Origin of the sequence: Bradyrhizobium sp. (assembly GCF_035484855.1) — a bacterium.
Lineage (GTDB): Bacteria > Pseudomonadota > Alphaproteobacteria > Rhizobiales > Xanthobacteraceae > Bradyrhizobium.
This window is the reverse complement of sequence record NZ_DATHOP010000125.1, coordinates 1-20,941: the sequence shown is the minus strand read 5'-3', so window position 1 is coordinate 20,941 and position 20,941 is coordinate 1. Positions and strand designations below refer to the sequence as shown.

At 63.1% G+C, this 20,941-nt stretch carries 18 protein-coding genes; 8 read left to right on the top strand and 10 right to left on the bottom strand.

The features are described from left to right. Positions 1–109: 109 nt before the first annotated feature. Both VK804_RS14400 and VK804_RS14395 read right to left on the bottom strand, forming a co-directional pair. On the bottom strand, positions 110–1,768 hold the full coding sequence (locus tag VK804_RS14400) for a regulator (protein WP_414642783.1): 1,659 nt from the start codon (positions 1,766–1,768) through the stop codon (positions 110–112). Next, entirely contained in the window at positions 1,759–2,484 is a 726-nt protein-coding gene (locus VK804_RS14395; RefSeq protein WP_325371491.1) for an isochorismatase family cysteine hydrolase, read from the bottom strand. The genes VK804_RS14400 and VK804_RS14395 overlap by 10 nt, the downstream gene beginning before the upstream one ends. Before the next feature lie 257 nt (positions 2,485–2,741). Here VK804_RS14395 and VK804_RS14390 point away from each other — a divergent pair, with 257 nt between their 5' ends. After that, positions 2,742–3,758, top strand: coding sequence for a formamidase (locus VK804_RS14390; RefSeq protein WP_325371490.1), 1,017 nt, complete (start codon positions 2,742–2,744; stop codon positions 3,756–3,758). A gap of 16 nt (positions 3,759–3,774) precedes the next feature. Here VK804_RS14390 and VK804_RS14385 read toward each other — a convergent pair whose 3' ends face one another. The 4 genes from VK804_RS14385 to VK804_RS14370 are packed head-to-tail and all read right to left on the bottom strand — an operon-like array spanning position 3,775 to position 9,493. Further along, the gene (locus VK804_RS14385) at positions 3,775–5,007 is read right to left on the bottom strand and encodes an amidohydrolase family protein (RefSeq protein WP_325371489.1); all 1,233 of its coding nucleotides are present in this window, start codon (positions 5,005–5,007) and stop codon (positions 3,775–3,777) included. Next, complete coding sequence (locus VK804_RS14380; RefSeq protein WP_325371488.1) at positions 5,007–7,439, bottom strand: branched-chain amino acid ABC transporter ATP-binding protein/permease; 2,433 nt, start codon at positions 7,437–7,439, stop codon at positions 5,007–5,009. The genes VK804_RS14385 and VK804_RS14380 overlap by 1 nt, the downstream gene beginning before the upstream one ends. Then, entirely contained in the window at positions 7,436–8,305 is an 870-nt protein-coding gene (locus tag VK804_RS14375) for a branched-chain amino acid ABC transporter permease (RefSeq protein ID WP_325371487.1), read from the bottom strand. The genes VK804_RS14380 and VK804_RS14375 overlap by 4 nt, the downstream gene beginning before the upstream one ends. Before the next feature lie 3 nt (positions 8,306–8,308). Continuing rightward, positions 8,309–9,493, bottom strand: coding sequence for an ABC transporter substrate-binding protein (locus VK804_RS14370; RefSeq protein ID WP_325371486.1), 1,185 nt, complete (start codon positions 9,491–9,493; stop codon positions 8,309–8,311). Positions 9,494–9,724: 231 nt separating this feature from the next. Between VK804_RS14370 and VK804_RS14365 the strand changes: the two genes are divergently transcribed. Beyond that, positions 9,725–11,044 carry a dicarboxylate/amino acid:cation symporter gene (locus VK804_RS14365; protein ID WP_325371485.1) on the top strand — a complete coding sequence of 440 codons (1,320 nt, stop codon included), beginning with the start codon at positions 9,725–9,727 and terminating at the stop codon, positions 11,042–11,044. A gap of 181 nt (positions 11,045–11,225) precedes the next feature. Here the strand turns inward: VK804_RS14365 and VK804_RS14360 are convergent, their stop codons facing one another. Beyond that, entirely contained in the window at positions 11,226–11,735 is a 510-nt protein-coding gene (locus tag VK804_RS14360; RefSeq protein ID WP_325371484.1) for a DUF2867 domain-containing protein, read from the bottom strand. A gap of 326 nt (positions 11,736–12,061) precedes the next feature. On the opposite strand from VK804_RS14360, the gene VK804_RS32995 reads away from it, so the two are divergent. The 3 genes from VK804_RS32995 (at position 12,062) to VK804_RS14350 (ending at position 14,959) form a co-directional block, all read left to right on the top strand. Beyond that, complete coding sequence (locus VK804_RS32995; RefSeq protein WP_414642782.1) at positions 12,062–12,280, top strand: GCG_CRPN prefix-to-repeats domain-containing protein; 219 nt, start codon at positions 12,062–12,064, stop codon at positions 12,278–12,280. Between the two features lie 305 nt (positions 12,281–12,585). Beyond that, positions 12,586–13,728: a tetratricopeptide repeat protein gene (locus VK804_RS14355; RefSeq protein ID WP_325371483.1), complete on the top strand. Its 1,143-nt coding sequence runs from the start codon at positions 12,586–12,588 to the stop codon at positions 13,726–13,728. Positions 13,729–13,912: 184 nt separating this feature from the next. Beyond that, positions 13,913–14,959 carry a hypothetical protein gene (locus tag VK804_RS14350; protein ID WP_325371482.1) on the top strand — a complete coding sequence of 349 codons (1,047 nt, stop codon included), beginning with the start codon at positions 13,913–13,915 and terminating at the stop codon, positions 14,957–14,959. Positions 14,960–15,261: 302 nt separating this feature from the next. Here the strand turns inward: VK804_RS14350 and VK804_RS14345 are convergent, their stop codons facing one another. The 3 genes from VK804_RS14345 to VK804_RS14335 all read right to left on the bottom strand — a co-directional run bounded on the left by VK804_RS14345 (position 15,262) and on the right by VK804_RS14335 (position 18,000). Continuing rightward, positions 15,262–15,738 (bottom strand): universal stress protein, encoded by a 477-nt coding sequence (locus tag VK804_RS14345; protein ID WP_325371481.1) that lies wholly within the window; start codon positions 15,736–15,738, stop codon positions 15,262–15,264. A gap of 184 nt (positions 15,739–15,922) precedes the next feature. Further along, a complete protein-coding gene (locus VK804_RS14340; protein WP_325371480.1) occupies positions 15,923–16,720 on the bottom strand; it encodes a substrate-binding domain-containing protein in 798 nt (265 codons plus the stop codon). Next, on the bottom strand, positions 16,717–18,000 hold the full coding sequence (locus tag VK804_RS14335; RefSeq protein ID WP_414642781.1) for an allantoate amidohydrolase: 1,284 nt from the start codon (positions 17,998–18,000) through the stop codon (positions 16,717–16,719). The genes VK804_RS14340 and VK804_RS14335 overlap by 4 nt, the downstream gene beginning before the upstream one ends. A gap of 428 nt (positions 18,001–18,428) precedes the next feature. Between VK804_RS14335 and VK804_RS14330 the strand changes: the two genes are divergently transcribed. The 3 genes from VK804_RS14330 to VK804_RS14320 form a co-directional block, all read left to right on the top strand. Next, the gene (locus VK804_RS14330) at positions 18,429–19,538 is read left to right on the top strand and encodes a BMP family ABC transporter substrate-binding protein (protein ID WP_325371479.1); all 1,110 of its coding nucleotides are present in this window, start codon (positions 18,429–18,431) and stop codon (positions 19,536–19,538) included. Then, positions 19,535–20,644, top strand: a complete 1,110-nt coding sequence (locus VK804_RS14325; RefSeq protein ID WP_325371478.1) for an ABC transporter permease — start codon at positions 19,535–19,537, stop codon at positions 20,642–20,644. Before VK804_RS14330 ends, VK804_RS14325 begins: the two co-directional genes overlap by 4 nt. Next, on the top strand, positions 20,644–20,941 hold a 298-nt coding region (locus VK804_RS14320), incomplete at its 3' end, for an ABC transporter permease subunit (RefSeq protein ID WP_414642780.1). The genes VK804_RS14325 and VK804_RS14320, both read left to right, overlap by 1 nt.

Below are 20,941 nucleotides of genomic sequence, written 5' to 3'. Positions count from 1 at the left end.
AAGGCCGCAGCGTGCTGCTGCGCGGCTCACCTCGACTGTGGGATGTCGCCGCATAAAACGCCAATCCGGCGTCGGCAGGCCGACGCCGGATTTCACTGCTTCAAGAATCTCACTCGGCGGGTACCGCGTGGGTCATGTCCTGGTGCGAAACCGGAAGCGCGCTGGTGCCGTATTTGCCGACCGCGTAGAAGCCGGCCGCCACCACCGCATAGGCCAGTGCAACGCTGGGTGTCACGCCCATTCCGCCGCCGATGCCGACGGCCTCGCCGTGCATGAAGCCGAAATAGGTCAGCACCGCGCCGGACAGCGCGAAGGCCGAAGCTTTGACAAAATCGCGCTCGATCACGAACACGCCGATCGCACCGAGCACGAGGCCGGTGAGGATCGAGCCGCCGCCCATCACTTCCAGCCCGTGATAGAGCACACCTTGCTGCGGCAGCGCCGCGATCGCCGCGGTCTTGACCGCGCCGACCTTGTCGGCGGCAAGCCCGCCGACCGCCTGCGCGGCATTGATGGTCGACCCCAGCATGGTGTCGATCTGCAGCTTGGCCCATGCAGCAAGATGCGGCGTCAGCGCCAGCACGATCGCCGGCGCGTGCTTGACCGGCGTGGTCTGGAACGCCTGCGCGCCGATCAGCATGCCGATGTAGAGCAGGATCGGCGAGATCGCGACCACCGGCACCAGCGCCAGCAGCACCGAGATGATGCCGAACCAGGACAGCACGACCACCATGATTCCGGTGGCGGCGGAGTAGCCGATCCGGCCGCCCATCGCCTTCCAGCCGGGATGGCCGATATAGACCGCGTTGATGAAGGGATTGCCCATCAGGCAACCGATCAGGCTGACGACGCCGTCGGCGGTCAGCACGCGCGTGGTCGGATATTCATCGCCCGCGGCCTCGGCGCTTTCGACGTTGTCCATGGCCTCGACCAGATCGTAGATGCCGAACGGGATCGCCGTCACCAGGATGACGCCGAGGAATTCGAAGCCGGAGAATACCTGGCCGACCGCTGGGATCGGCACCGAGAAGCCGAAGCTTGCGAACGCGTCGCCGACGCCCTTGACGCTGAGACCGCCGAGCCCGAGGCCGAAGATGTTGGAACCCCAGGCGATGATCATGCCTACGGCAATGGCGACGAGGCCGGCCGGAATGCCCTTGAAATATTTCACGCCGCCGAACCAGGCCACCAGGATGATGGCGAAGCAGACCAGCCCGATCTGCGGGGTCATGTACATCTCGAGCGCCGGACGCATCGAGATGAAGGTCACCGACACGCCGGCGAGCGTCCCGAGCAAAGCGGCGCGCGGGGTAATCTGTCGGATGACGGGCGCGATGAAGCCGCCGATCATCAGAATGAAACTCTGGAAGAACACCCAGACCAGGCCCGCCGACCAGGCCTTCATGGGATCGCCGGTCTTGATCAAGACCGGCAGCATGATCACGAAGGTGACGATGAACATGTGCGGCACGCTGACGCCGGACGGCAGCGCGCAAACGTCGCTGCGGCCGGTCTTTTGCGCCAGCCGGTAGGCGAGGAACGCATAATAGAATGTCGAGAGGCACATCATCAGGCCGAGCGCCGGCAGGATGCGGCCGAACACCAGACTGTCGGGCATCTTGAGCACGAAACGCAACAGACCGGTCAGCACCAGCATGTTGACCAGGATATTGGTGCCAAATCCGAAGAATGCGTTCCAGTCACCCGGCGTCCACAGCACGGGTTTGAAGTCGCCTTTGCTCGCTGTCGCTGTCGTGCTCATCGTGATGCCCCTACTGCTGTTTTGCTTGAAATCTCCGGTGTCATTGCCTTGAGAACCGCGGCCGAGTCAGTGACCCAACCGAAGATGCCACCCTGGGCCTTGATCATCTTCAGGCCCATTTCGTGGAATTCGGGGAAATAGGAGGCACAGCCGTCCGACAGCACCACGCAGCGATAGCCGCGGTCATTGGCCTCGCGCACGGTGGTGTTGACACAGACCTCGGTGGTGACGCCGCACACCAGGAGATTCTCGATGCCGTATTTCTGCAGCACGTCGGAAAGCTCGGTGGCGTAGAACGCGCCCTTGCCGGGCTTGTCGATGACGATCTCGCTGTCGAGCGGGTAGAGCGCGGGGATGATGTCGTGGCCGGCTTCGCCGCGAATCAGTATCCGTCCCATCGGGCCGGGATCGCCGATGCGCAAGGACGGCGCGCCGCGCTCGATCTTGGCCGGCGGCGCGTCGGACAGGTCAGGCAGATGGCCCTCGCGGGTGTGGACGACCAGCATCCCCTGGTCGCGCGCCGCCTCCAGCACGGAGGCGATCGGCTGCACCGCGCGGGCCAGCTGGGAGACATCATTGCCCAGCGTTTCGCCGAAGCCACCGGGTTCCATGAAATCGCGCTGCATATCGATAATGAGGAGCGCGGTGGTGGACCAGTCGAGATCGATCGGCTCGGGCTCGGCGGCGACGATGCCGCTGGATAGCTGCTTTGAGTTCGCCATATCGTACGCACCCCGGGCGAGAGAACTCCTGGAATGAACGAAGCAAGCCCCGTGCCATTGTGTACAACGACTTCGGCCGGCGGCGCGTTTGGGAATCTTACGTATTTTCAGTTAGTTGTTTTTTCCGCACGGGCTTGCTCATTCCCTATGCGAAGACTTTGTGACGAGCATTTGCTTATTCATTGGGCGTGATGTTTCGTGCGTCATCTTGCAGGATGAGCAGGAAGCTCAGGAAATCTGTTGAAGGAGACGCGGACATGAACGGACTTGGCGGCCTCAACAAATCGCCCGAAGGCGTCGTGATCGGGCTGGTCCAGTTGCAGCTTCCCGTCGTGGCCACCAGACAGGAGCTGGCACGCCAGACCGAGCGCATCGTTTATATGGTCGGCAAGGCGCGCCGCAATCTCGGGACCATGGACCTCGTGGTGTTTCCGGAATACTCGCTGCACGGCCTGTCGATGGACACCAATCCAGAGATCATGTGCCGGCTCGATGGGCCGGAGGTCGGCGCCTTCAAGAAGGCCTGCATCGACAACCAGATCTGGGGCTGCTTCTCCATCATGGAGTTCAACCCGGACGGCAACCCCTATAATTCGGGGCTGATCATCGACGACCACGGCGAGATCAAGCTTTATTACCGGAAATTCCATCCCTGGATTCCGGTCGAGCCCTGGGAGCCCGGCGATATCGGCATTCCCGTGATCGATGGCCCGAGAGGTGCGAAAATTGCGCTGATCATCTGCCACGACGGCATGTTCCCGGAAATGGCGCGCGAATGCGCCTACAAGGGCGCGGAAATCATGATCCGTACCGCCGGCTACACCGCGCCGATCCGAGAAAGCTGGCGCTTCACCAATCAGGCCAACGCCTTCCAGAACCTGATGGTGACGGCCAATGTCTGCATGTGCGGCTCCGACGGCTCGTTCGATTCCATGGGCGAAGGCATGATCGTGAATTTCGACGGCAGCATCATCGCGCATGGAACGACGGGACGTCCGGACGAGATCATCACGGCAGAGGTGCGGCCCGATCTGGTGCGCGAGGCGCGGATTCACTGGGGCGTCGAGAACAACATCTACCAGCTCTGGCATCGCGGCTATGTCGCGGTGAAGGGCGGCGCGATGGATTGCCCCTACACCTTCATGCAGGACATGGTGGCCGGCACCTTCCGCCTGCCGTGGGAGGATCAGGTCCAGGTGACCGACGGCACGTCCTGCGGTTTTCCGATTCCCACGCGCGTCTTCGGGGCGAAGGCCGCAAAGGCGGCGGAATAGCCGAACGGGCGGAAGCCTAATTTCCCGGCGGATGAAGCTGCGGACGCGACCGGGTGAAAGACGCCCGGCCGCGCTTGATGCCCCAGAGCGGCTGCGCCAGCATCGCGACCGCGTCAGCGGGATTGCCCGCATCCAGACAGACGAGGTCGGCGGGGCCGCCGACGGCGATGCCGTAATCGTCGAGCCGCATCAGCCGCGCCGCGGCACCCGTGATCATGTCGAGGCATCCGGCGAGGTCTGCAGGGCGCGACACGTGGCAGACATTGGCATAGAGGTTCGCCATCCGGATCAGCGAGCCGTCGCCATAGGGCGTGAACGGGTTCAGGACATTGTTGGTCGAAATCGAGCAGGTCACCCCCGCCTTGCGCAACGGCTCCGCGGGCACGACGCCGCGCGGGACCGCATGGTCGTGGCTGCGGCCCATCAAATGCAGATCGGTCGACGGCAATATCGTCACGGCAACACCGGCGCTGGCCAATTGCGCCGCGATCTCACCGAAGCGTTCCGGCGGCAGCAGCGACATCTGCGTTGCGTGCCCGACCGCAACCCGGCCGCCCCAGCCGAATTGCTCGGTCTTGCGGCAGACATATTCGATCTGCATCCCCTGCGTGGTTTCCGCAAGGTCGAGATGCATGTCGATTTCGGCGTCGAAATCGCGCGCGATCGCAAAGATCCGGTCGATCTGGCCGCGCGGGTCGCTGTCGAAATAAGGAACGGCGCCGATCGTCCGCGCGCCCCGGCGCAAGCCCTCGACCAGGAGTTCCTCGGTGCCGGGATTGTTGATGAGCCCTTCCTGCGGGAACACGCATAGTTCCAGATCGAGCGCCCAGGCATAGTCACGCGCGAGCTGCTCGACTGCTTCAAAACCGATCATCCCGATGCCCGGATCGAGTTCGACATGGGTGCGCATGCGCATGGTGCCATGCGCGATGCAGCGTTCCAGGGTTCGTTTGCCCCGCGCGTAGACGTCCTCGACCGTGAAGTTGCGTTTGGCCACCGCGGTTTCCCTTACGGCTTCGGCGACGGTGCCCTCTTCGATGCGGCAGCGGTCGAGGATACAGGTCTTGTCGAGATGAATATGGGTCTCGATCAGGCCGGGGACGACCAGACAGCCCGCGGCCTTCAGTTCCGGCGCATCGGCCGCGAGAGCCGATGAGATCACGGCAATTGTTGAGCCCTCAATGCCGATATCGACGGTACGGAGCTCGCGGCCTTCCAGAATGCAGGCCTCACGGATGACCAGGTCCATCAATTCACCGCGGCCGGAAGGGCGCCGAGATAGGCATCGTCCAGCATTGCGCCACGCAACTCCGTCACCAGGCCCTGTGCGACCACACGGCCGCCGCCGAGCACATAGCCGCGATCGGCGATGGCCAGCACATGATCTGCCATTTGATCGACGATCAGTAAAGTCATGCCCTCCTCCCGCAGCCGCCTAAGCTGCGCGAACAGTTCCGAGGCGACCGCGGGCGCCAGGCCCAGCGACGGCTCGTCCAGCAGCAGGATATCGGGCCGCGCCAGCAGACCACGGGCAACGGCCAGCATCTGCTGCTCGCCGCCCGACAACAGACCCGCCGCGGCGTGCAGGCGCGGGCGCAATTTCGGAAAACGATCCAGCATCGTCTCGATCTCGGAGAACCCAAAATCGCTACGGCGGGTTGCGCCCAGACGGAGGTTCTCGGCCACGGTCAATTGCGGAAACACCTGCCGGCCCTCGGGAACGAGGATCAGGCCGGCGCGCGCGACAAGATGCGCCGGCAGCCGCTCGAACTCCACACCGCCGAAGCCGATGGTTCCCTGGATGGGACGGATCAGGCCGCTCAATGCCTTCATCAGCGTCGACTTGCCTGCGCCGTTCGGGCCGAGCATGGCGATGGTCTCGCCGCGGCCTACCCGCAAGGCGACCTGATCGAGCACCGCAAGAGGTCCGTAGCCGGCACCAAGCCCGCGGACATCGAGCAAGGTCGGGCCGGTCTCCCGCGCAGCTACCGGTTGCGCCGAAATCGTGCCGCCGAGATAGGCCGCCTTGACGGCGGCATCGGCGCGCACGGCAGCCGGCGCGCCCACCGCAATGCAGCGTCCGGCATCGAGGACGACGATCTCATCGGAGATCGACATCACCAGCGCCATGTCGTGCTCGACCAGCACGACGGCGAGGCCGGCGCGCGCCAGCCGCTGCAGCAGGCCGCCCAATCTGACGGTATCGGCGTCATCGAGGCCGGCTGCCGGCTCGTCCAGCAAAAGCACGGCCGGCGCGGTGGCAAGCGCGCGCGCAATCTCGATCAACCGGCGATCCACATGCGAAAGGGTGCCGGCCAATCTGGCTTCCGGTCCAGAATAGCCAACGAGCGACAGCAGCGCGCGCGCTTGCGCTGCCGATCCCTCGCCACGCCAGGCGCCGCGCAACAGGCCAAGGCGAACATTGTCCAGCACACTCAAGTTTGCGAAGGGCTGCGCGGTCTGAAAGGTGCGCGCGAGACCGGCACGCGCGACCTGATGTGCCGGTAGACCCGTGACGTCGCGGCCTCCAACACATACGGTCCCGGAATCCGCTTGCTGGAATCCGCTGATGAGATTGAGCAGCGTCGTCTTGCCGGCGCCGTTCGGGCCGATCACGCTGGTGACGCGGCCGGGCGGCGCGGCCAGGTCGACGCCGGCCACGGCAACGACCCCGCCGAACGCAACACGAACGCCTTCGGCGAACAGGCTGCCGCCAGCGCGTGCAATGTGCGCAAGTGCCAGACCGATATCGGACCGGGTATCGGAAACGGACTGCGCCGGCATTACCAGACGGGCGATGGCGCCCGCAATCCCGCCCGGTGCAGCCCAAAGCACGATCAACAAGCCGGCTCCGAAGACCAGCAAGCGGTATTCGGCAAGGCCGGCGAGCATCTCCGGCAACAGCACGACGACCGCCGATCCCACCAGCGGACCAAGGGTGCGGCCTGCGCCGCCGACGACCACGACGAGGAGAAACAGGATCGATTGCGAGAACGGAAACGAACTCGGTGCGATGAAGCCGGTCAACGAAGCCTGCAATCCGCCGGCGAGACCTGCCGCCACCGCTGCGAGCACGAAGGCCGCGGTGCGCACCGGCAGCGCGCCAATGCCGATGCTTCGCGCGGCGGCCGGCGCGGAAGCCGTGGCCTGCATTGCCAGGCCGAGCGGGCTTCGCGCGAAGGCGTGAAAGGCGACGAGAGCAAGGGCGCAGAAACCGCAAGCGAGTAGCGCGGTGCCGCCGGTGCCGAACGGTGCGGGAATGCCGACAAGGCCGCTTGCGCCGCCGGTCAGATCGCGCCATTCGACCGAGACGGATTCGACGATGAAGCCGAAGGCAATCGTGACCATCGCGAGATAAGGACCGGTAACGCGAAGCGCGGGGATCGAAAGCACCGCCGATATCGCCGCGACCGCGAGGACGGCAAGCGGCAATGCCTCCCAAAAGCCGAGGCCGGCCTTGGTGGTGAGAATTCCCACGCCATAGGCGCCGAGTGCGAGAAACCCGCCCTGTCCGAGCGACACTTCACCGGCGAGCCCGAGCAGCACATTCAATCCGACGCCGACCAGCGCGGTGGTGGCCAGCGTTCCCAGCAGATAGGCGTAGTAGCCGGGCGCGAACAGGCAAATCGCCACAGTGCCGGCGACCAGCACCGCGGCAAGCAGGATGCCAATGAGTTTCATACCCTCACCCTGGCCCGACCACCGAACAATCCGGATGGCGCCAGCGCGAGGGCGGCGATGACGGCCGTAAACGTCACGATCTGGGTGCTGCTCGATCCAAGCCAGGTCGTGGCGCAGGCTTCCACCAAGCCATAGGCGAGGCCCGCGATCACGACACCCCAGGGATTGGTGAGGCCGCCAAGGATCGCCACGGCGAAGGCCTTGATGCCGAACAAGGTCCCCATGTCATAGGCGACGTTGTACAGCGGCGCGATCAGGATGCCGCCGATCCCGGCGAGCAGTGCTGCCACCGCGTAGGTGAGAGCGATCAGCAACGTCACGTCGATGCTCATCAGCCGCGCGGCGTCCGGATTCTCGACGGCCGCCCGCAGCTTTAACCCAAGCTCCGTGCGGTGCATGCCGAGATGGACCAGCAGGGCCAGTCCCAGTCCGACCGCCGGAATCAAGACCTGCAACGGAAAGATGCCGACATTGCCGACCACCCAGGGATCGTCTGCCAAGGCAGATGGAAGCGCCCGCGGCTCCTTGCCGAACAGCGTCATCACGACATTGTCGAGCACGATGCCGAGCGCGACGGTCGCCATCAGCCAGGAATTGGTGCCGCGCGCGACGAACGGCCGGACCGCGATGCGCTCGACGACCAGGCCCCAGATCGCGCAGACCAGAAGCGCCGCGGGGACCGCGGCAGCGATCGGCCAGTGCATTCCGACCACAAGGGCGTGGCAAACAACGGCCCCAAGCATCACCGATGAGCCCTGCGCAAAGTTCACCGTGCCGGAGACGGCATAGGTCAGCGTGAAACCAAGCGCGATGAGGCCGTAGATGCTGCCGAGGCTGAGCCCGGAGACGAGTGCGGTCGCCAGCATCGCTCAGCCCGTGATGGGCTCGATCTGATCTCCGTTGTAGCGGACCATCACGTAGTCGTTTTCATTCAAGGCGTCGTGGTTCGCGTCCGTGAAAGGCTTTGTGTAGTTCTTGATCAGGCCCTGGTAGCTTTCGATGCCGAGAAGGCCCTCGCGCAGTTTGGGACCCTCGGTCGATCCGGCCTTGGCGAGTGCGAGCGCGGTCAACTGCATGGCGTCATAGGCATTGGCGACGCCGACCGGCGGGGTGACATCGCCCGGCCCCTTGATGTCGGGATATTTCGCCATCAGCGCCGCGAGCACGCGCTTGCCGACCTCGTTTTGCGGTCCGAAGAAGCTGTAGGTCTGGACGAAATGCACTTTCCCCGCCCATGATCCCGCAAGCTCGGGGAAGCGTCCTCCCGAGATGCCCCAGTGCGAAACCACCGGCACCGTCCAGGCGGACTTCTGCAGCGTTTTCACGACCTGCGCGCCCGGCGCGGCATTGCCAACCAGGATCACCGTGTCGGCGCCGGCCTCGCGCAGCCGCTGCAGCTGCGGCGTCATGTCGACGTCCTTGTCTTCGAACTTTTCCGCACCGGCAAGCTTGATGCCGGCGGCTTCCGCCGCCGCGGTCAGGCCTGCCAGATTGGATTCGCCCCAACCATTGTTGACCAGCATCAGCCCCGGCGTTTTGGTGCCGAACGCGGTCATGGCATGCTTGATCAGGGCGCGGTCGACCAGAACGTCGACTGCCGATACCCGAAACACGTAGTTTGGATTGGCGTTGTTGCGGGTGATGTTGGTCGCGGCAGCCCATACGCCCATGAAGGGCACCTGCGCCGCGTTCACCACCGGTACGATCGCCAGCGAAACGGGGCTATCGATACCGCCAAACAGGATGGCGGCGCCTTCCTTGTCGATCAGCTCGCGCGCGGCGGTCTGGCCCTTGGCGGGGTTCGACTCGTCGTCGCGACGGACCAGCTCGAGCATGCGTCCGCCCAGCACACCGCCCTTCGCGTTGATTTCGTCGATCGCGATCGTGAGCCCGCGTGTGATCCCCTCGCCCGACTTCGCGGACTGCCCGGACAGCGCTGCGACCAATCCGATCTTGACGGGGTCTGCCGCGCGGGCCGGGTGGCCTACGAGGCTGCCCAAAGCGATCCCGGCGGGAAGTGCAAGAGCTTGGCGGCGCGTAAGATTTTTCGACATTTTTGCAACTCCTCTTTCTTGTTCCTTGGAAATTTGAGTTCGCAGGCCTCCCATCGCGCCCTTAACGGGCGTCATCCCGCGTCAATATAAAGCAAATGGTATGCCAAGAATGCGCAAAACGCCTTGCATTTCAACACTTTCTTTGGCGATGGACCCGCGGCCGATCGGGACCGCTGGCACGCTTGTTGCTAGTTTTTGGATCAAGATTTCTTGAACTCTGGGGAGCGTCCAATGACGACCATTGCCACCACGGCGGCGCCGGTCCGAAAGCCACTGTACACGTCGCTGTTTGTTCAGGTGCTGACGGCGCTTATCCTGGGGATCGTGCTGGGAATGGCGGTGCCCGATTTTGCCGTGAGCCTGAAGATCCTGAGCGACGCCTTCCTCAAGCTGATTTCGATGATCGTGGCCCCGATCGTGTTCTGCGTCGTCGTGCATGGCATCGCCGGCGCCGGCGACCTCAAGAAGGTCGGCCGGGTCGGCGTCAAGGCGCTGATCTATTTCGAGACCATGACCACCGTGGCGCTGATCGTGGGCCTGCTGCTGGCCTATCTGTTCGGCCCCGGCCACGGCATGAACATCGATACCTCGACGCTGGATGCCAAGGCGCTCTCCAGTTATGCCGACAACGCGCATAAGCTGAAGGGCGGCGGCATCGGCAGTTTCCTGATGAACATCGTTCCGACCACGTCGATCGACGCGCTGGCGCGCAACGACGTCCTGCAGGTCCTGTTCTTTGCGATCCTGTTCGGCACCAGCCTCGCTTTGGTTGGCGGCGAGAAGGGCGAGAAGATCACTTCGCTGATCGACGCCGTATCGACCGTGCTGTTCCGAATGATGGGGTTGATCGTTCGCGTGGCGCCGCTCGGCGTGCTCGGCGCGGTCGCCTACACCGTCGGGCAATATGGCGTCGGCTCGCTCAAGCAACTGGTCTCGCTGGTCGCCCTGTTTTACGTCGCGCTCGCGATCTTCGTGCTCGGCGTACTCGGCGGCGTGATGGCGCTCGCCGGATTGAACATCCTCAAATTCCTCAACTATATGCGCGAGGAACTGACCATCGTGCTGGCGACCGCCTCTTCCGACGCGGTGCTGCCGCAGATCATGCGCAAGCTCACGCGGCTCGGCGTCAAGGATTCGGTGGTCGGGCTCGTGATCCCGACCGGCTATTCCTTCAACCTCGATGCCTTCTCGATCTATCTCACGCTCGCCGTGGTCTTCATCGCGCAGGCGACCAACACGCCGCTGTCGTTCGGCGACCTGTTGCTGGTGCTTGGCGTCTCCCTGATCACCTCGAAGGGCGCCCATGGCGTGCCCGGCTCCGCCATCGTCATCCTGGCGGCGACCTTGAACGCGGTGCCGAGTATTCCGGCGATCGGGCTGGTGCTGGTGCTGTCGGTCGACTGGTTCATCGGCATGGCGCGCGCGCTCGGCAATCTGATCGGCAACTGCGTCGCCACCGTGGTGGTCGCGGCGTGGGAAGGCGATCTCGACCGCGCCAAGGCGGTGCGGGTGCTGGATGGCGAGGAGCTGGTGGATGTGACCGCGGGGTAATCGGCCAGGCCGGGCGAGGAAAAATGAGATCGTCATTGCGAGCCAACGGGTCGGCGCGAAGCGCCGCCCGATGACAGGCTCAGCGAAGCAATCCATCGCGCAACAGAAAGAAAGAATGGATTGCTTCGTCGCAATTGCTCCTCGCAATGACGATCGGCCTCCGCATCCCCGTCGACCCGATCTAGCCCTCCATCACCCTTGCCGCCTGTTCCAAATTCGCCCGCGCGATCGCGCGGTGGAACGGCGCGATCACCGCCAGGTACGTCCGCCCGAGCCGGTTATGGCAATGCACCACCGTCACCATGACCAGCTCCCGGCCGCCCGCCGCGCCCGTGCGCAGCAGGATCGCGACTCGGAAATCGAGATGCCGGTCGTCCTCGCCCACCACCAACTCCCCCGCACTCTTCGACAGCAGCGGAAAGTAGCCGATCACCGGCCCCCGCGCCGCCGCGGCAGCACCGATCGCGCGAGACGATTTGACGCCGACCGTCGCCATCACCGCATCGCGCACCCGCGTCAGTGCGCGAATCCACCCCGCCGGCCGCTCGAAGCCGGCGCGCGCCAGCACTTCGAGATCGTCGTCCGCCCCCGCCGGCAGGTGAATCGCGAACGCATCCAGCAGGTCCGCACCCCCATAGAGCGGCGCCAGCACGCTGTCGGACGGCACGGGTACCGCATGGGCTTTGATCATACTGCCAGCTTTTCCTAAAGTGTCATGTTGCAGCAGGGTTGCTTTAAGCACCCAAGCCACAATAGCGCGGAGTCCATTGAGGATCAAAAGCGTCGGATTAGCGGATTTCCGCTTTGAGCGTGTTCATCCCATAGTGGACATCGAAATCAAGAATTTTGCACCGCGAAAAACGCTTCGAAAGCGCACGAATTTTGATAGACCTTACGGTCGTTGGGACTCGGTCGCGCAAACGCATAAATGGCGATGACAAGAGCTATGATCGCGTACTTGCGGGTGATATGAAAACAACCGCCATTTATTACATGGCGTGAGAAGTGGAGGTAGTCATGAAAAAGCTTTCTGCTGCGCTACTCGGAATTGTTATTCTTTCCGCGGTCATATCGTCGATGGCTGCACCTGCATCCGCGCTAGGCGGCTGCGGTCCAAACGGCCATCGCGATAGGTGGGGTCGTTGCGCCTTCGGCGGTCAAAATCAGGACTGGTGCATCAGAAGGACGGGCCATCCAGCCACTCGTATGCCCGATGGGACGTTGCGCTGTTTATAGGGTGAGGCACTCGCCTTGGGCGGCGCGCCCGGCGGCCTCGACCTGATCGGCGCAGTTCGGCTTCGTTGGTTTTGCGATGAGGGCCCATCGACGAAAGTGAAGGATTAAATCGGCTTCCGGCGTATCGTCGGAAGTCAAAGCCTGCATTTCGTATCGTCTGATCCATGATTACGGGTTTGAAAAATTGAAGAGCCGCCTTCGGGCGGCTTTTCTTTTGGTAATTCGTACCTTGTCCAGTTGGCCGTGAACCAGAACAATAAATACCGACACATATTCAGGATACCAATGTCGCTCAGGGAGACTGCATGAGTCCCACGGATTGGAGATTCTGGAGCGCGCTTTTTGCCGCTATGATATCCCTGAGTTATTCAGCCGCCGCTGACGAGTGCGACACCCTGCAGGACCCCGGGCCCGTGATCGTTGCCTGCACGCAGAGCATCGATTCCGGGAAATGGACGGGGCGCAATCAGGCGGCCAACTACACCAATCGGGGCAACGGTTATCGCAACAAGGGCGAGCTGGACCCCGCCATCGCGGACTTCGATGAGGCGATCCGGCTCGATCCCAAACACGTCATGGCCTTCAACAGCCGAGGTGTCGTCTACGCCACCAGGGGCGAGCTGGATCGCGCCATCGCCGACTACAATGAGGCGATCCAGATCAATCCGAAATTCGCCATGGCGTTCACCAATCGGGGTTCCGCCTACAGCGACAAGGGCGACTTTGACCGCGCCATCGCAGACTATAGCGAGGCGATTCGGCTCGATCCCAGATTTGCCGTGGCCTTGTACAATCGAGGTATCGCCTATCGCGCCAGGGGCGACCTCGACCGCGCCATCGCCGACTACAGCGAGGCGGTTCGGCTCGATCCCAAATACACCATGGCCTTCAACAATCGAGGCCTCGCCTACTACGACAAGGGCGACCTCGACCGCGCTATCGCCGACTACAATCAGGCGATCCGGATCGATCCGAAAAACGCCGTGATCTTCGACAATCGAGGTGTCGCGTATCGCGGCAAGGGCGACCTCGACCGTGCCATCGCCGACTACAATGAGGCGGTCCGGATCGATCCGAAAAACGCCATGTCCTTCAACAATCGAGGCAACGCCTACGGCGACAAGGGCGAGCCCGACCGCGCCATCGCCGACTACAATGAGGCGGTCCGGCTCGATCCCAACTACGTCAATGCCTTCACCAATCGAGGGATCGCCTACCGCGACAAGGGCGACCCCGACCGCGCCGTCGCCGACTTCGATCAGGCGATCCGGCTCGATCCCACATTCGCCAAGGCCTTCTTCAATCGGGGTATCGCCTACAGGAACAAGGGCGACCTCGACCGCGCAAGCGCCGACACCAGTGAGGCGATCCGGCTCGATCCAAACTGCGGCAAGGCCCCGGTCTGTCGAGGTGATGTCTTCAGCAACAAAACTGCACGGTCACCGTAGCGGCGCTGGCGTAGGGCTCCGAATACGCGCCGGCAGGTGGACAGAATTGTACATTCGTCTCGAAGCTGAAGAAGTCGAAGCGGCGGATCACGCCTTCGGCTTCAAATCCGCTCTACGAGCTGAGTCAGAATGTCTGGCTGGGAGGAATGGTGATAGTTCCGCAAAAATCAGCTATTAGTTCCGAATGTTCAAACGCAGAACACTTTTCATCGTCGGCGCGGGCGCGAGCCACGAAGTTGGCATGCCTGTCGGCATTGATTTAGCGAAGAGAATTACGAGACTTCTTGATTTCAAAGCCGCAGAGCCAGGTCCCAATCAGGGGGACGGTGATATGCACTTCCTAGGTCAATTTCATCGCAGATTTGGAATCGTCGATGCCTACCGCCGCGCTGGATGGGCTATTCGCGACGGTGTGCGGTTGACCCATTCAATCGACGATTTTCTCGACATGCACAATGTCAACGAAATAATTCTGCGGGTGGGAAAAGCCGCCATCGCACAAACGATTCTCACCGCCGAAACGAATAGCTCTCTCTTTTTCAATCCCTACAGCTACCAGGAGACCTTCAACAAGATCGAGGCCACTTGGTACATGAAATTTTTCAGAATGCTCGGCCGCGGCATCAACTTGGGCAACGCCAAAGAGATTTTTGAACCGGTGTCCTTTATCATTTTCAATTACGACCGGTGCATTGAGCATTTCTTGATCAACGCTCTTAGCCTCGTTTACACGATGCCGCTGGAAGATGCGGCTTCAATCGTCAGCGACCTCAATATCATTCATCCATATGGCACCGTGGGCGACTTGCCGTTTCTGTCTTCCAATAATCCGGTGCCCTATGGACCGCTTCGCGGCAGCGATAAGTTTGACTACACGATACTCGCCGAACGGATCAAGACATACACCGAGCAGATCGGAGGCGCCGACGAAACCAACGCCATTCGCAATGAGATGCGTCGTGCGGAGTGCATCGTCTTCCTTGGCTTCGGGTATCACGACCAGAATCTCGCGCTACTTAAGCCCGAAGAACAACTCAAGTCGATACCTGTATTCGGTACGGCCCACGGTTTCTCAACTCACAATCGTGAAGTGGTTCACCAGAAGATCGAACGCATGTTCCAGCAACCACCACCAAGGGTGATTTCTTACTCACCCGTGGTAATCGACCAACATGCCACGTGCGCTAACTTGCTCGACGATTACGCGCAGTCATTGACCGCCGGCAAGTAGACGCTTGTGGATTGCAAACTTGCAAAACGACGAGCGTTTGTTACGATTCGATCTATGACTATGACCGCATCCGAAATGGGAAAGGCATCCGCCCAAGGCACGTCGCATAGGGCGGATTGGAGCCGAAGGCGTAATCCGCCGTTCCGTGCCAGCGTGCCTCCAGTCAAGAAGAAACGAATACGCGACCGCATGTGGGCCAGAACGGTATGTTCGTCACGAAGCTGAAGAAGTCGAAGCGGCGGATTACGAAAAGGCGGGTTACGGCTTCGCCTACAACCGCCCTACGAACCCTGCCGGCCCGACTACGCCTCGGCCGCCGACCCCGTCAGCAGCCGGGCGAATTCCTCGTCGCCGATTTCGGTTTGCGCGATCAGGACGCTGCATCCGAGATTCTTGACCAGGTAGGTTCCGACCGAGCTGAACCATCGCGCCAGCAGCCCGTCGGGACGGTGGCCGACGACGACGAGGTTGGCGTCGATCTCTCGCGCGACCGCCGCGATCTCGCGCCCGGCCTCGCCCATGCCGAGCCGCGCCGTCGGCGAGAAGCCCATGGCTTTCAGCCGCTCCACGCCTTCGCCGAGGATCTTGGTGTAGATTTCAACCTGTTCGGTGATCGAGATCGCGAAACCGCCCTCGAGCGTTCCCGCGCCCGCGGAAACTTCCACGACCGCAAGCAGGAACACCTCGGCGTTGCAGAGCTGGGCTACTCTCGCCCCCTCCCGCAACGCCCGCCGCCCCTCAATCGAGCCGTCAAAGGCGAGAAGAACTTTCTTGTACAAGAAATGCCCCTTCGGTTGCCGTCGGACCGCCTCGCAGGCGAATCCTAGCACAATTTCCGGGCATGGTTAGCGTGATTCGCCGCAAGGCCAGGAGATCGGCCGGCCGCGCCCCGTCCCGATTCCACCCCTGAACGCCTCACGGAGCCATGGCGGATACGAACCGCCACCAGGCGGATTGGACAAGTTATCGTACCGGGATCGGCGTCAACCCGGCCTTCGAGATCACCGGCGCCGCCTCCGGCGATGCAAGGAAACGGATCAGCGCGCTCGCCGCCTCGGGCTCGCGGACCTGAGAAGTGAGCGCGGCCGCGAAGGAAAAATTCGGCTGCAGCTCGGATGGAATCGCGCCGACGAAGCTGACGCCTTGGGTATGGATCAGTTCGGCAACCTGCTGGAAGCCGATCTCCGCCTCACCGCGCGCGACAATTGCGGCAACCGGCTCGCCGGAGGGAGGTCCGCGCACCTTTCGGCTCTTGCCCGCGATCTGTTCGGCGATCCCGAGTTGCGCGAACAATCTGGTCGACAGGTACGTGCCGCTGCCGCTGTCGGAATACGCGATCGACTTGGCCGCCAGCAGCGTATTCCTGAGCGCCTCGACGCTGCCGATGTCCGGTTTCGCGGCGCCTTCGCGGACCACCATGCCAACCAGCGAGCGCGCAAGCTCGGTCTTGCTGTCGGCGCGCACCAGACCTTTCCTGGCCAACTCATCGGCGGCCCCACCATCCAGGATCACGACGTCAGCGGCCTCGCCGCGGGCAAGGCGCGCCGGGATCGCCTCCGGAGAATCCCCCATCGACGGCCCGCGCGTCGTCACCAGATGGTGCCCGCTGGCGCGCTCGAACGCTCGCCCAAGCTCCGAATAGGCCGCATAGAAGCCGGCCGAGATCATGACCTGCACATCGGCGGCAGAGGCTGGCCCCGCCATCGTCGTGGCGGCGATAGCGATCACGGACAACAAACGAGCGAACGTACCTGGTTTCATGACGCGCCTCCGGCCGCGCCCCGCGGCCTGAAATTCTCGATCAGGCGCAGCAGCACCCGCGCGCCGGCATCGGCATCTGATGTCTCGACATGCTCGTCCGGGTGATGGCTGATGCCGCCGCGGCAGCGGACGAAGATCATGCCGATGTCGGCGATGTCGATCATCGCCATGCCGTCATGGCCCGCGCCGCTCGGCAGTTCGAACACGCGAAAACCTTCACGGGCGATGGCTTCCGCCACCTGGCTCTTGAGCCACGGCGCGCAGGGCACGGTGCGGTTCTCGTGGGTGACGTCGATCTGCAGCGAAAGTTTTCGTCGTTTGGCGATGTTTTCGATGCGCCGGACGATATCGGTCACCGCGAGCTTGCGGTGCGCATCGGTAGGCGCGCGGATGTCGATCGTGAACGACACCTCGCCCGGGATGACGTTGGTCGCGCCCGGCATCGCATGGATGTAGCCGACGGTGCCGACCAGCCCGTCCTCGTCGGTGCGGCAGAACTCCTCGATCTCGACGATGCATTCCGCCGCACCCGCCAGCGCATCGCGGCGGAGAACCATCGGCACCGTTCCGGCGTGGCCGGCCATGCCGGTCAGGCTGGCGGCAAGCCGCGTGGCGCCCGCGATCGCGCTCACGACCCCGACCGGCAGATTGAGCTTTTCCAGCACCGGCCCCTGCTCGATGTGCAGTTCGAGATAGGCCAGCAGTTCGCTGGGCGCGCGCGCGGCGGCGCCGATATGATCGGGATCGAGCCCGAATTGCAGCATGGCCTCGCGCATCGAGACACCGGCCTCATCCCTGGTGCCGAGCACGCTCTCGACGAAGGTCCCGGCGACCGCGCGGCTGCCCAGCAGCGTGGAGGCGAAGCGGACGCCCTCCTCGTCGGCGAATCCGGTCACCTCGATGGCGAAGGGCAAGCGCCGCCCTCGCCTGTTCAGATCGGCGACGCAGGAAATCGCGGTGAGCAGTCCGAGCGGGCCGTCCCATTTGCCGGCGCCGCGCACCGTATCGTAATGCGAGCCCAGCATCAGGCACGGCAGGCCCGCAACCTCGCCTTCATAGCGGCCGCAGACGTTGCCGATCGCGTCGAGATGCGCCTGCATGCCAGCCGAGCGCATCCAGGACAGGATGAGATCGGCGGCCGCGCGATGCTCCCTCGTGAGGAAGACGCGCGCGAGATGCTCCGGCGTTTCGGAGATCGCGCCCAGCGCATTGATCCGCGCCACGATCTCATCGCCGAGAAAGGCGTGGTGCGCCGCGCTGCTGTCCATCATCTCACTCATGCTTTTCCAATGACGCCGGTAGCGCCGGCGCAATGCGGCCTTGGGATCAATACAAGTTCGGGGCCAGCGGTCCATCGAATCCGAATGGCGCAAGTCGTGACCGGTAGCAGCCTCCGCGGGCTCGATCAGCCGGCGATTGGCGGGCTCGGGCGGCCGACCAAGCGCAACGCCCCAATCGGCCGGTAAGGTTTGCTTAACTCCCTTGCATACAATCGAAAAATGTCGCCTAAATTTTAGTCTTTCATACTTCTGCACAAGTTTTCAACCAAAGTCCTATCAACCAAAATTCCCTAACATTTCATATGTTTATGTGGACATGCCTACCCCTAAGGCTCTGGCATGAAGATTGCGACGTAGCCTGCCGGGCTCCGCCGCATCGGGCGAAGCCGCGGATTTAGCGGCGGTGCGTCCGCCAAGGGAGCAATCACATGGGTTTTGGCAGGATTTCACGACGGCATCTGTTGCAGGGAAGCGCGGCGCTAACGCTCGGCAGCACGCTCGGCGTTCGCACGGCATACGCCGCGGAGACCACGATCGGCTTCATCTATGTCGGATCGCGCGACGACTACGGCTACAACCAGGCGCACGCGCAGGGTGCTGCGGCGCTGAAGAAGATGGCCGGCCTCAAGGTGGTCGAGGAAGAGAAGGTGCCCGAGACCGACGCCGTCGAAAAGACCATGGAGTCGATGATCAATCTGGACGGCGCGACGCTGCTGTTCCCGACCTCGTTCGGATATTACAACCCGCACATGATCAAGATGGCGAACAAGTTTCCAAAGCTTCACTTCGAGCATTGCGGCGGGCTGTGGACCGACAAGGACCCGAAGAACGCCGGCAGCTATTTCGGCTACATCGACGAGGCGCAGTACATCTCCGGCATCGTCGCCGGCTATTCCACCAAGAGCGGCAAGCTCGGCTTCGTCGCCGCCAAGCCGATCCCGCAGGTGCTGCGCAACATCAACGCGTTCACGCTCGGCGCCCGGCTCGCCAACCCGAAAGTCACGACGCAGGTGATCTTCACCGGCGACTGGTCGATGCCGGTCAAGGAAGCCGAGGCCACCAACAGCCTGATCGACCAGGGCGTCGACGTCCTGACCTGCCATGTCGACGGACCGAAGACCATGGTGGAAAACGCCGCCCGCCGCGGCGCGATGGTGTGCGGCTATCACGTCAACCAGTCGCCGCTGGCGCCGAAGGCTTACCTGACCGGAGCGGAGTGGAACTGGGAAGCGCTGTACCCGAAATTCGTCAAGATGATCGCGGCCGGCGAAGCGATCCCGAATTTCTATCGCGGCGGGCTGAAGGAAGAGATCGTCAAGGTCTCGCCCTATGGCGACATGGTGTCGGCGGAAGCGCGCAAGCACGCCGACGACATCAAGGCCAAGCTGACTGCCGGCGACTACACCATCTTCAAGGGCCCGATCATGGACAACAAGGGCAAGACGGTGATTGCCGCGGGTACCGACCGCGGCCAGAAGGACCCTGAACTCGAAAAGATGGACTATCTGGTGGAAGGCGTGATCGGAGCGACTTCGTGACATCAGGCGTTGCTGATCCCGCCGATGCCGTTGCGATATCCCCGGCCGCCGATCCCGGGTTTCTGCAACGCCATGGCGGGACCATTGAATACATCCTGATCCCGGGCGCGGCGCTGGTCGCCGCGCTCGCGGTGTTCGGATTGTTCGTCGCACTATCAGGAAAAAGCCCGCTCGACCTTTATTTCTACATGTATTACGGCGCGTTCGGCACCTGGTTCTCCTGGCAGAATACGCTGACGCGCGCGGCGCCGCTGATCCTGACCGCGCTGTGCACGGCGCTGCCGGCGCAACTCGGCATGGTCATTATTGGCGGCGAAGGAGCGCTCCTGATCGGGGCGCTGGCGGCAACTTCCGCCGCGCTGCTGATGCAGTCGGCGCCGCCGCTTGCCGTGCAGTTGGCGATGGCTGTCGCCGGCATGATCGGCGGCGGACTGTGGATCATGCTGTCGGGCGGCCTTCGCCAGTACCGCGGCGTCAACGAGACGATTTCGAGTCTGCTGTTGGTCTACATCGCACTCGCCATCCTCAACCATTTGGTCGAGGGCCCGATGCGCGACCCCGCCAGCCTCAACAAGCCGTCGACCCGCGAGATCGGCGCCGCCAACATGATCGGCTCGATCCCCGGCACCGACGTGCATTGGGGGCTGGTGTTCGGCATCGTCGCCGCCATCGCCTCCTACATCCTGATCTATCACACCGTGTTCGGCTTCGCCGCCCGCGTCGCCGGCGGCAACATTCGCGCCGCGAAGATCGTGGGGCTCGGCGTGGGCAGGCTGATATTGACCATCTGCTTTCTGGCGGGCGCCTCGGCCGGCCTTGCCGGCATGGTCGAGGTCGCCGCCGTGCAGGGCCGCACCAACGCCAATCTCGCCGCCGGCTACGGCTTTACCGGCATCCTCGTCGCCTTCCTGGCGCGGCAAAATCCGCTGGCGATCATTCCGGTGGCAATCCTGCTCGGCGGCATCAGCGCCAGCGGCGGGCTGTTGCAGCGACGGCTGGGCTTGCCTGACGCCTCGGTGCAGGTGCTGCAGGGAATTATCTTCGTCGCGGTGCTCGCCAGCGACGCGCTGTACGGACGCATTGGCTTTCTGAAAGGCAAATCCTGATGGCGGACGGAACGATCGGACTCTGGACGGTGCCTCTGGCGGTGTTCGGCGGCGCGATCCGCGTCAGCACGCCGTTTCTGTTCGTCAGCCTCGGCGAATGCATCACCGAGCGCTCCGGGCGCATCAATCTCGGCCTCGAAGGCACTCTGGTGATGGGCGCCATGAGCGCCTACGGCATCTCCTATCTCTCGGGCTCACCGTGGCTCGGCGTGCTTGCCGCAGGCATCACCGGCGCGATGTTGGGTGCGCTGCATGCCGGCATCTGTTCGCTGCCGCGGGTCAACGACATCGCCGTCG

What these genes read in the sequence shown, in the direction of transcription:
- VK804_RS14390 (WP_325371490.1), top strand. Translation starts at nt 2,742, where the DNA reads ATGAACGGACTTGGCGGCCTCAACAAATCGCCCGAAGGCGTCGTGATC.
- VK804_RS32995 (WP_414642782.1), top strand. Translation starts at nt 12,062, where the DNA reads ATGAAAAAGCTTTCTGCTGCGCTACTCGGAATTGTTATTCTTTCCGCG.
- VK804_RS14350 (WP_325371482.1), top strand. Translation starts at nt 13,913, where the DNA reads ATGTTCAAACGCAGAACACTTTTCATCGTCGGCGCGGGCGCGAGCCAC.
- VK804_RS14365 (WP_325371485.1), top strand. Translation starts at nt 9,725, where the DNA reads ATGACGACCATTGCCACCACGGCGGCGCCGGTCCGAAAGCCACTGTAC.
- VK804_RS14360 (WP_325371484.1), bottom strand. Translation starts at nt 11,735, where the DNA reads ATGATCAAAGCCCATGCGGTACCCGTGCCGTCCGACAGCGTGCTGGCG.
- VK804_RS14335 (WP_414642781.1), bottom strand. Translation starts at nt 18,000, where the DNA reads ATGAGTGAGATGATGGACAGCAGCGCGGCGCACCACGCCTTTCTCGGC.
- VK804_RS14370 (WP_325371486.1), bottom strand. Translation starts at nt 9,493, where the DNA reads ATGTCGAAAAATCTTACGCGCCGCCAAGCTCTTGCACTTCCCGCCGGG.
- VK804_RS14330 (WP_325371479.1), top strand. Translation starts at nt 18,429, where the DNA reads ATGGGTTTTGGCAGGATTTCACGACGGCATCTGTTGCAGGGAAGCGCG.
- VK804_RS14385 (WP_325371489.1), bottom strand. Translation starts at nt 5,007, where the DNA reads ATGGACCTGGTCATCCGTGAGGCCTGCATTCTGGAAGGCCGCGAGCTC.
- VK804_RS14355 (WP_325371483.1), top strand. Translation starts at nt 12,586, where the DNA reads ATGAGTCCCACGGATTGGAGATTCTGGAGCGCGCTTTTTGCCGCTATG.
- VK804_RS14375 (WP_325371487.1), bottom strand. Translation starts at nt 8,305, where the DNA reads ATGCTGGCGACCGCACTCGTCTCCGGGCTCAGCCTCGGCAGCATCTAC.
- VK804_RS14380 (WP_325371488.1), bottom strand. Translation starts at nt 7,439, where the DNA reads ATGAAACTCATTGGCATCCTGCTTGCCGCGGTGCTGGTCGCCGGCACT.
- VK804_RS14340 (WP_325371480.1), bottom strand. Translation starts at nt 16,720, where the DNA reads ATGAAACCAGGTACGTTCGCTCGTTTGTTGTCCGTGATCGCTATCGCC.
- VK804_RS14395 (WP_325371491.1), bottom strand. Translation starts at nt 2,484, where the DNA reads ATGGCGAACTCAAAGCAGCTATCCAGCGGCATCGTCGCCGCCGAGCCC.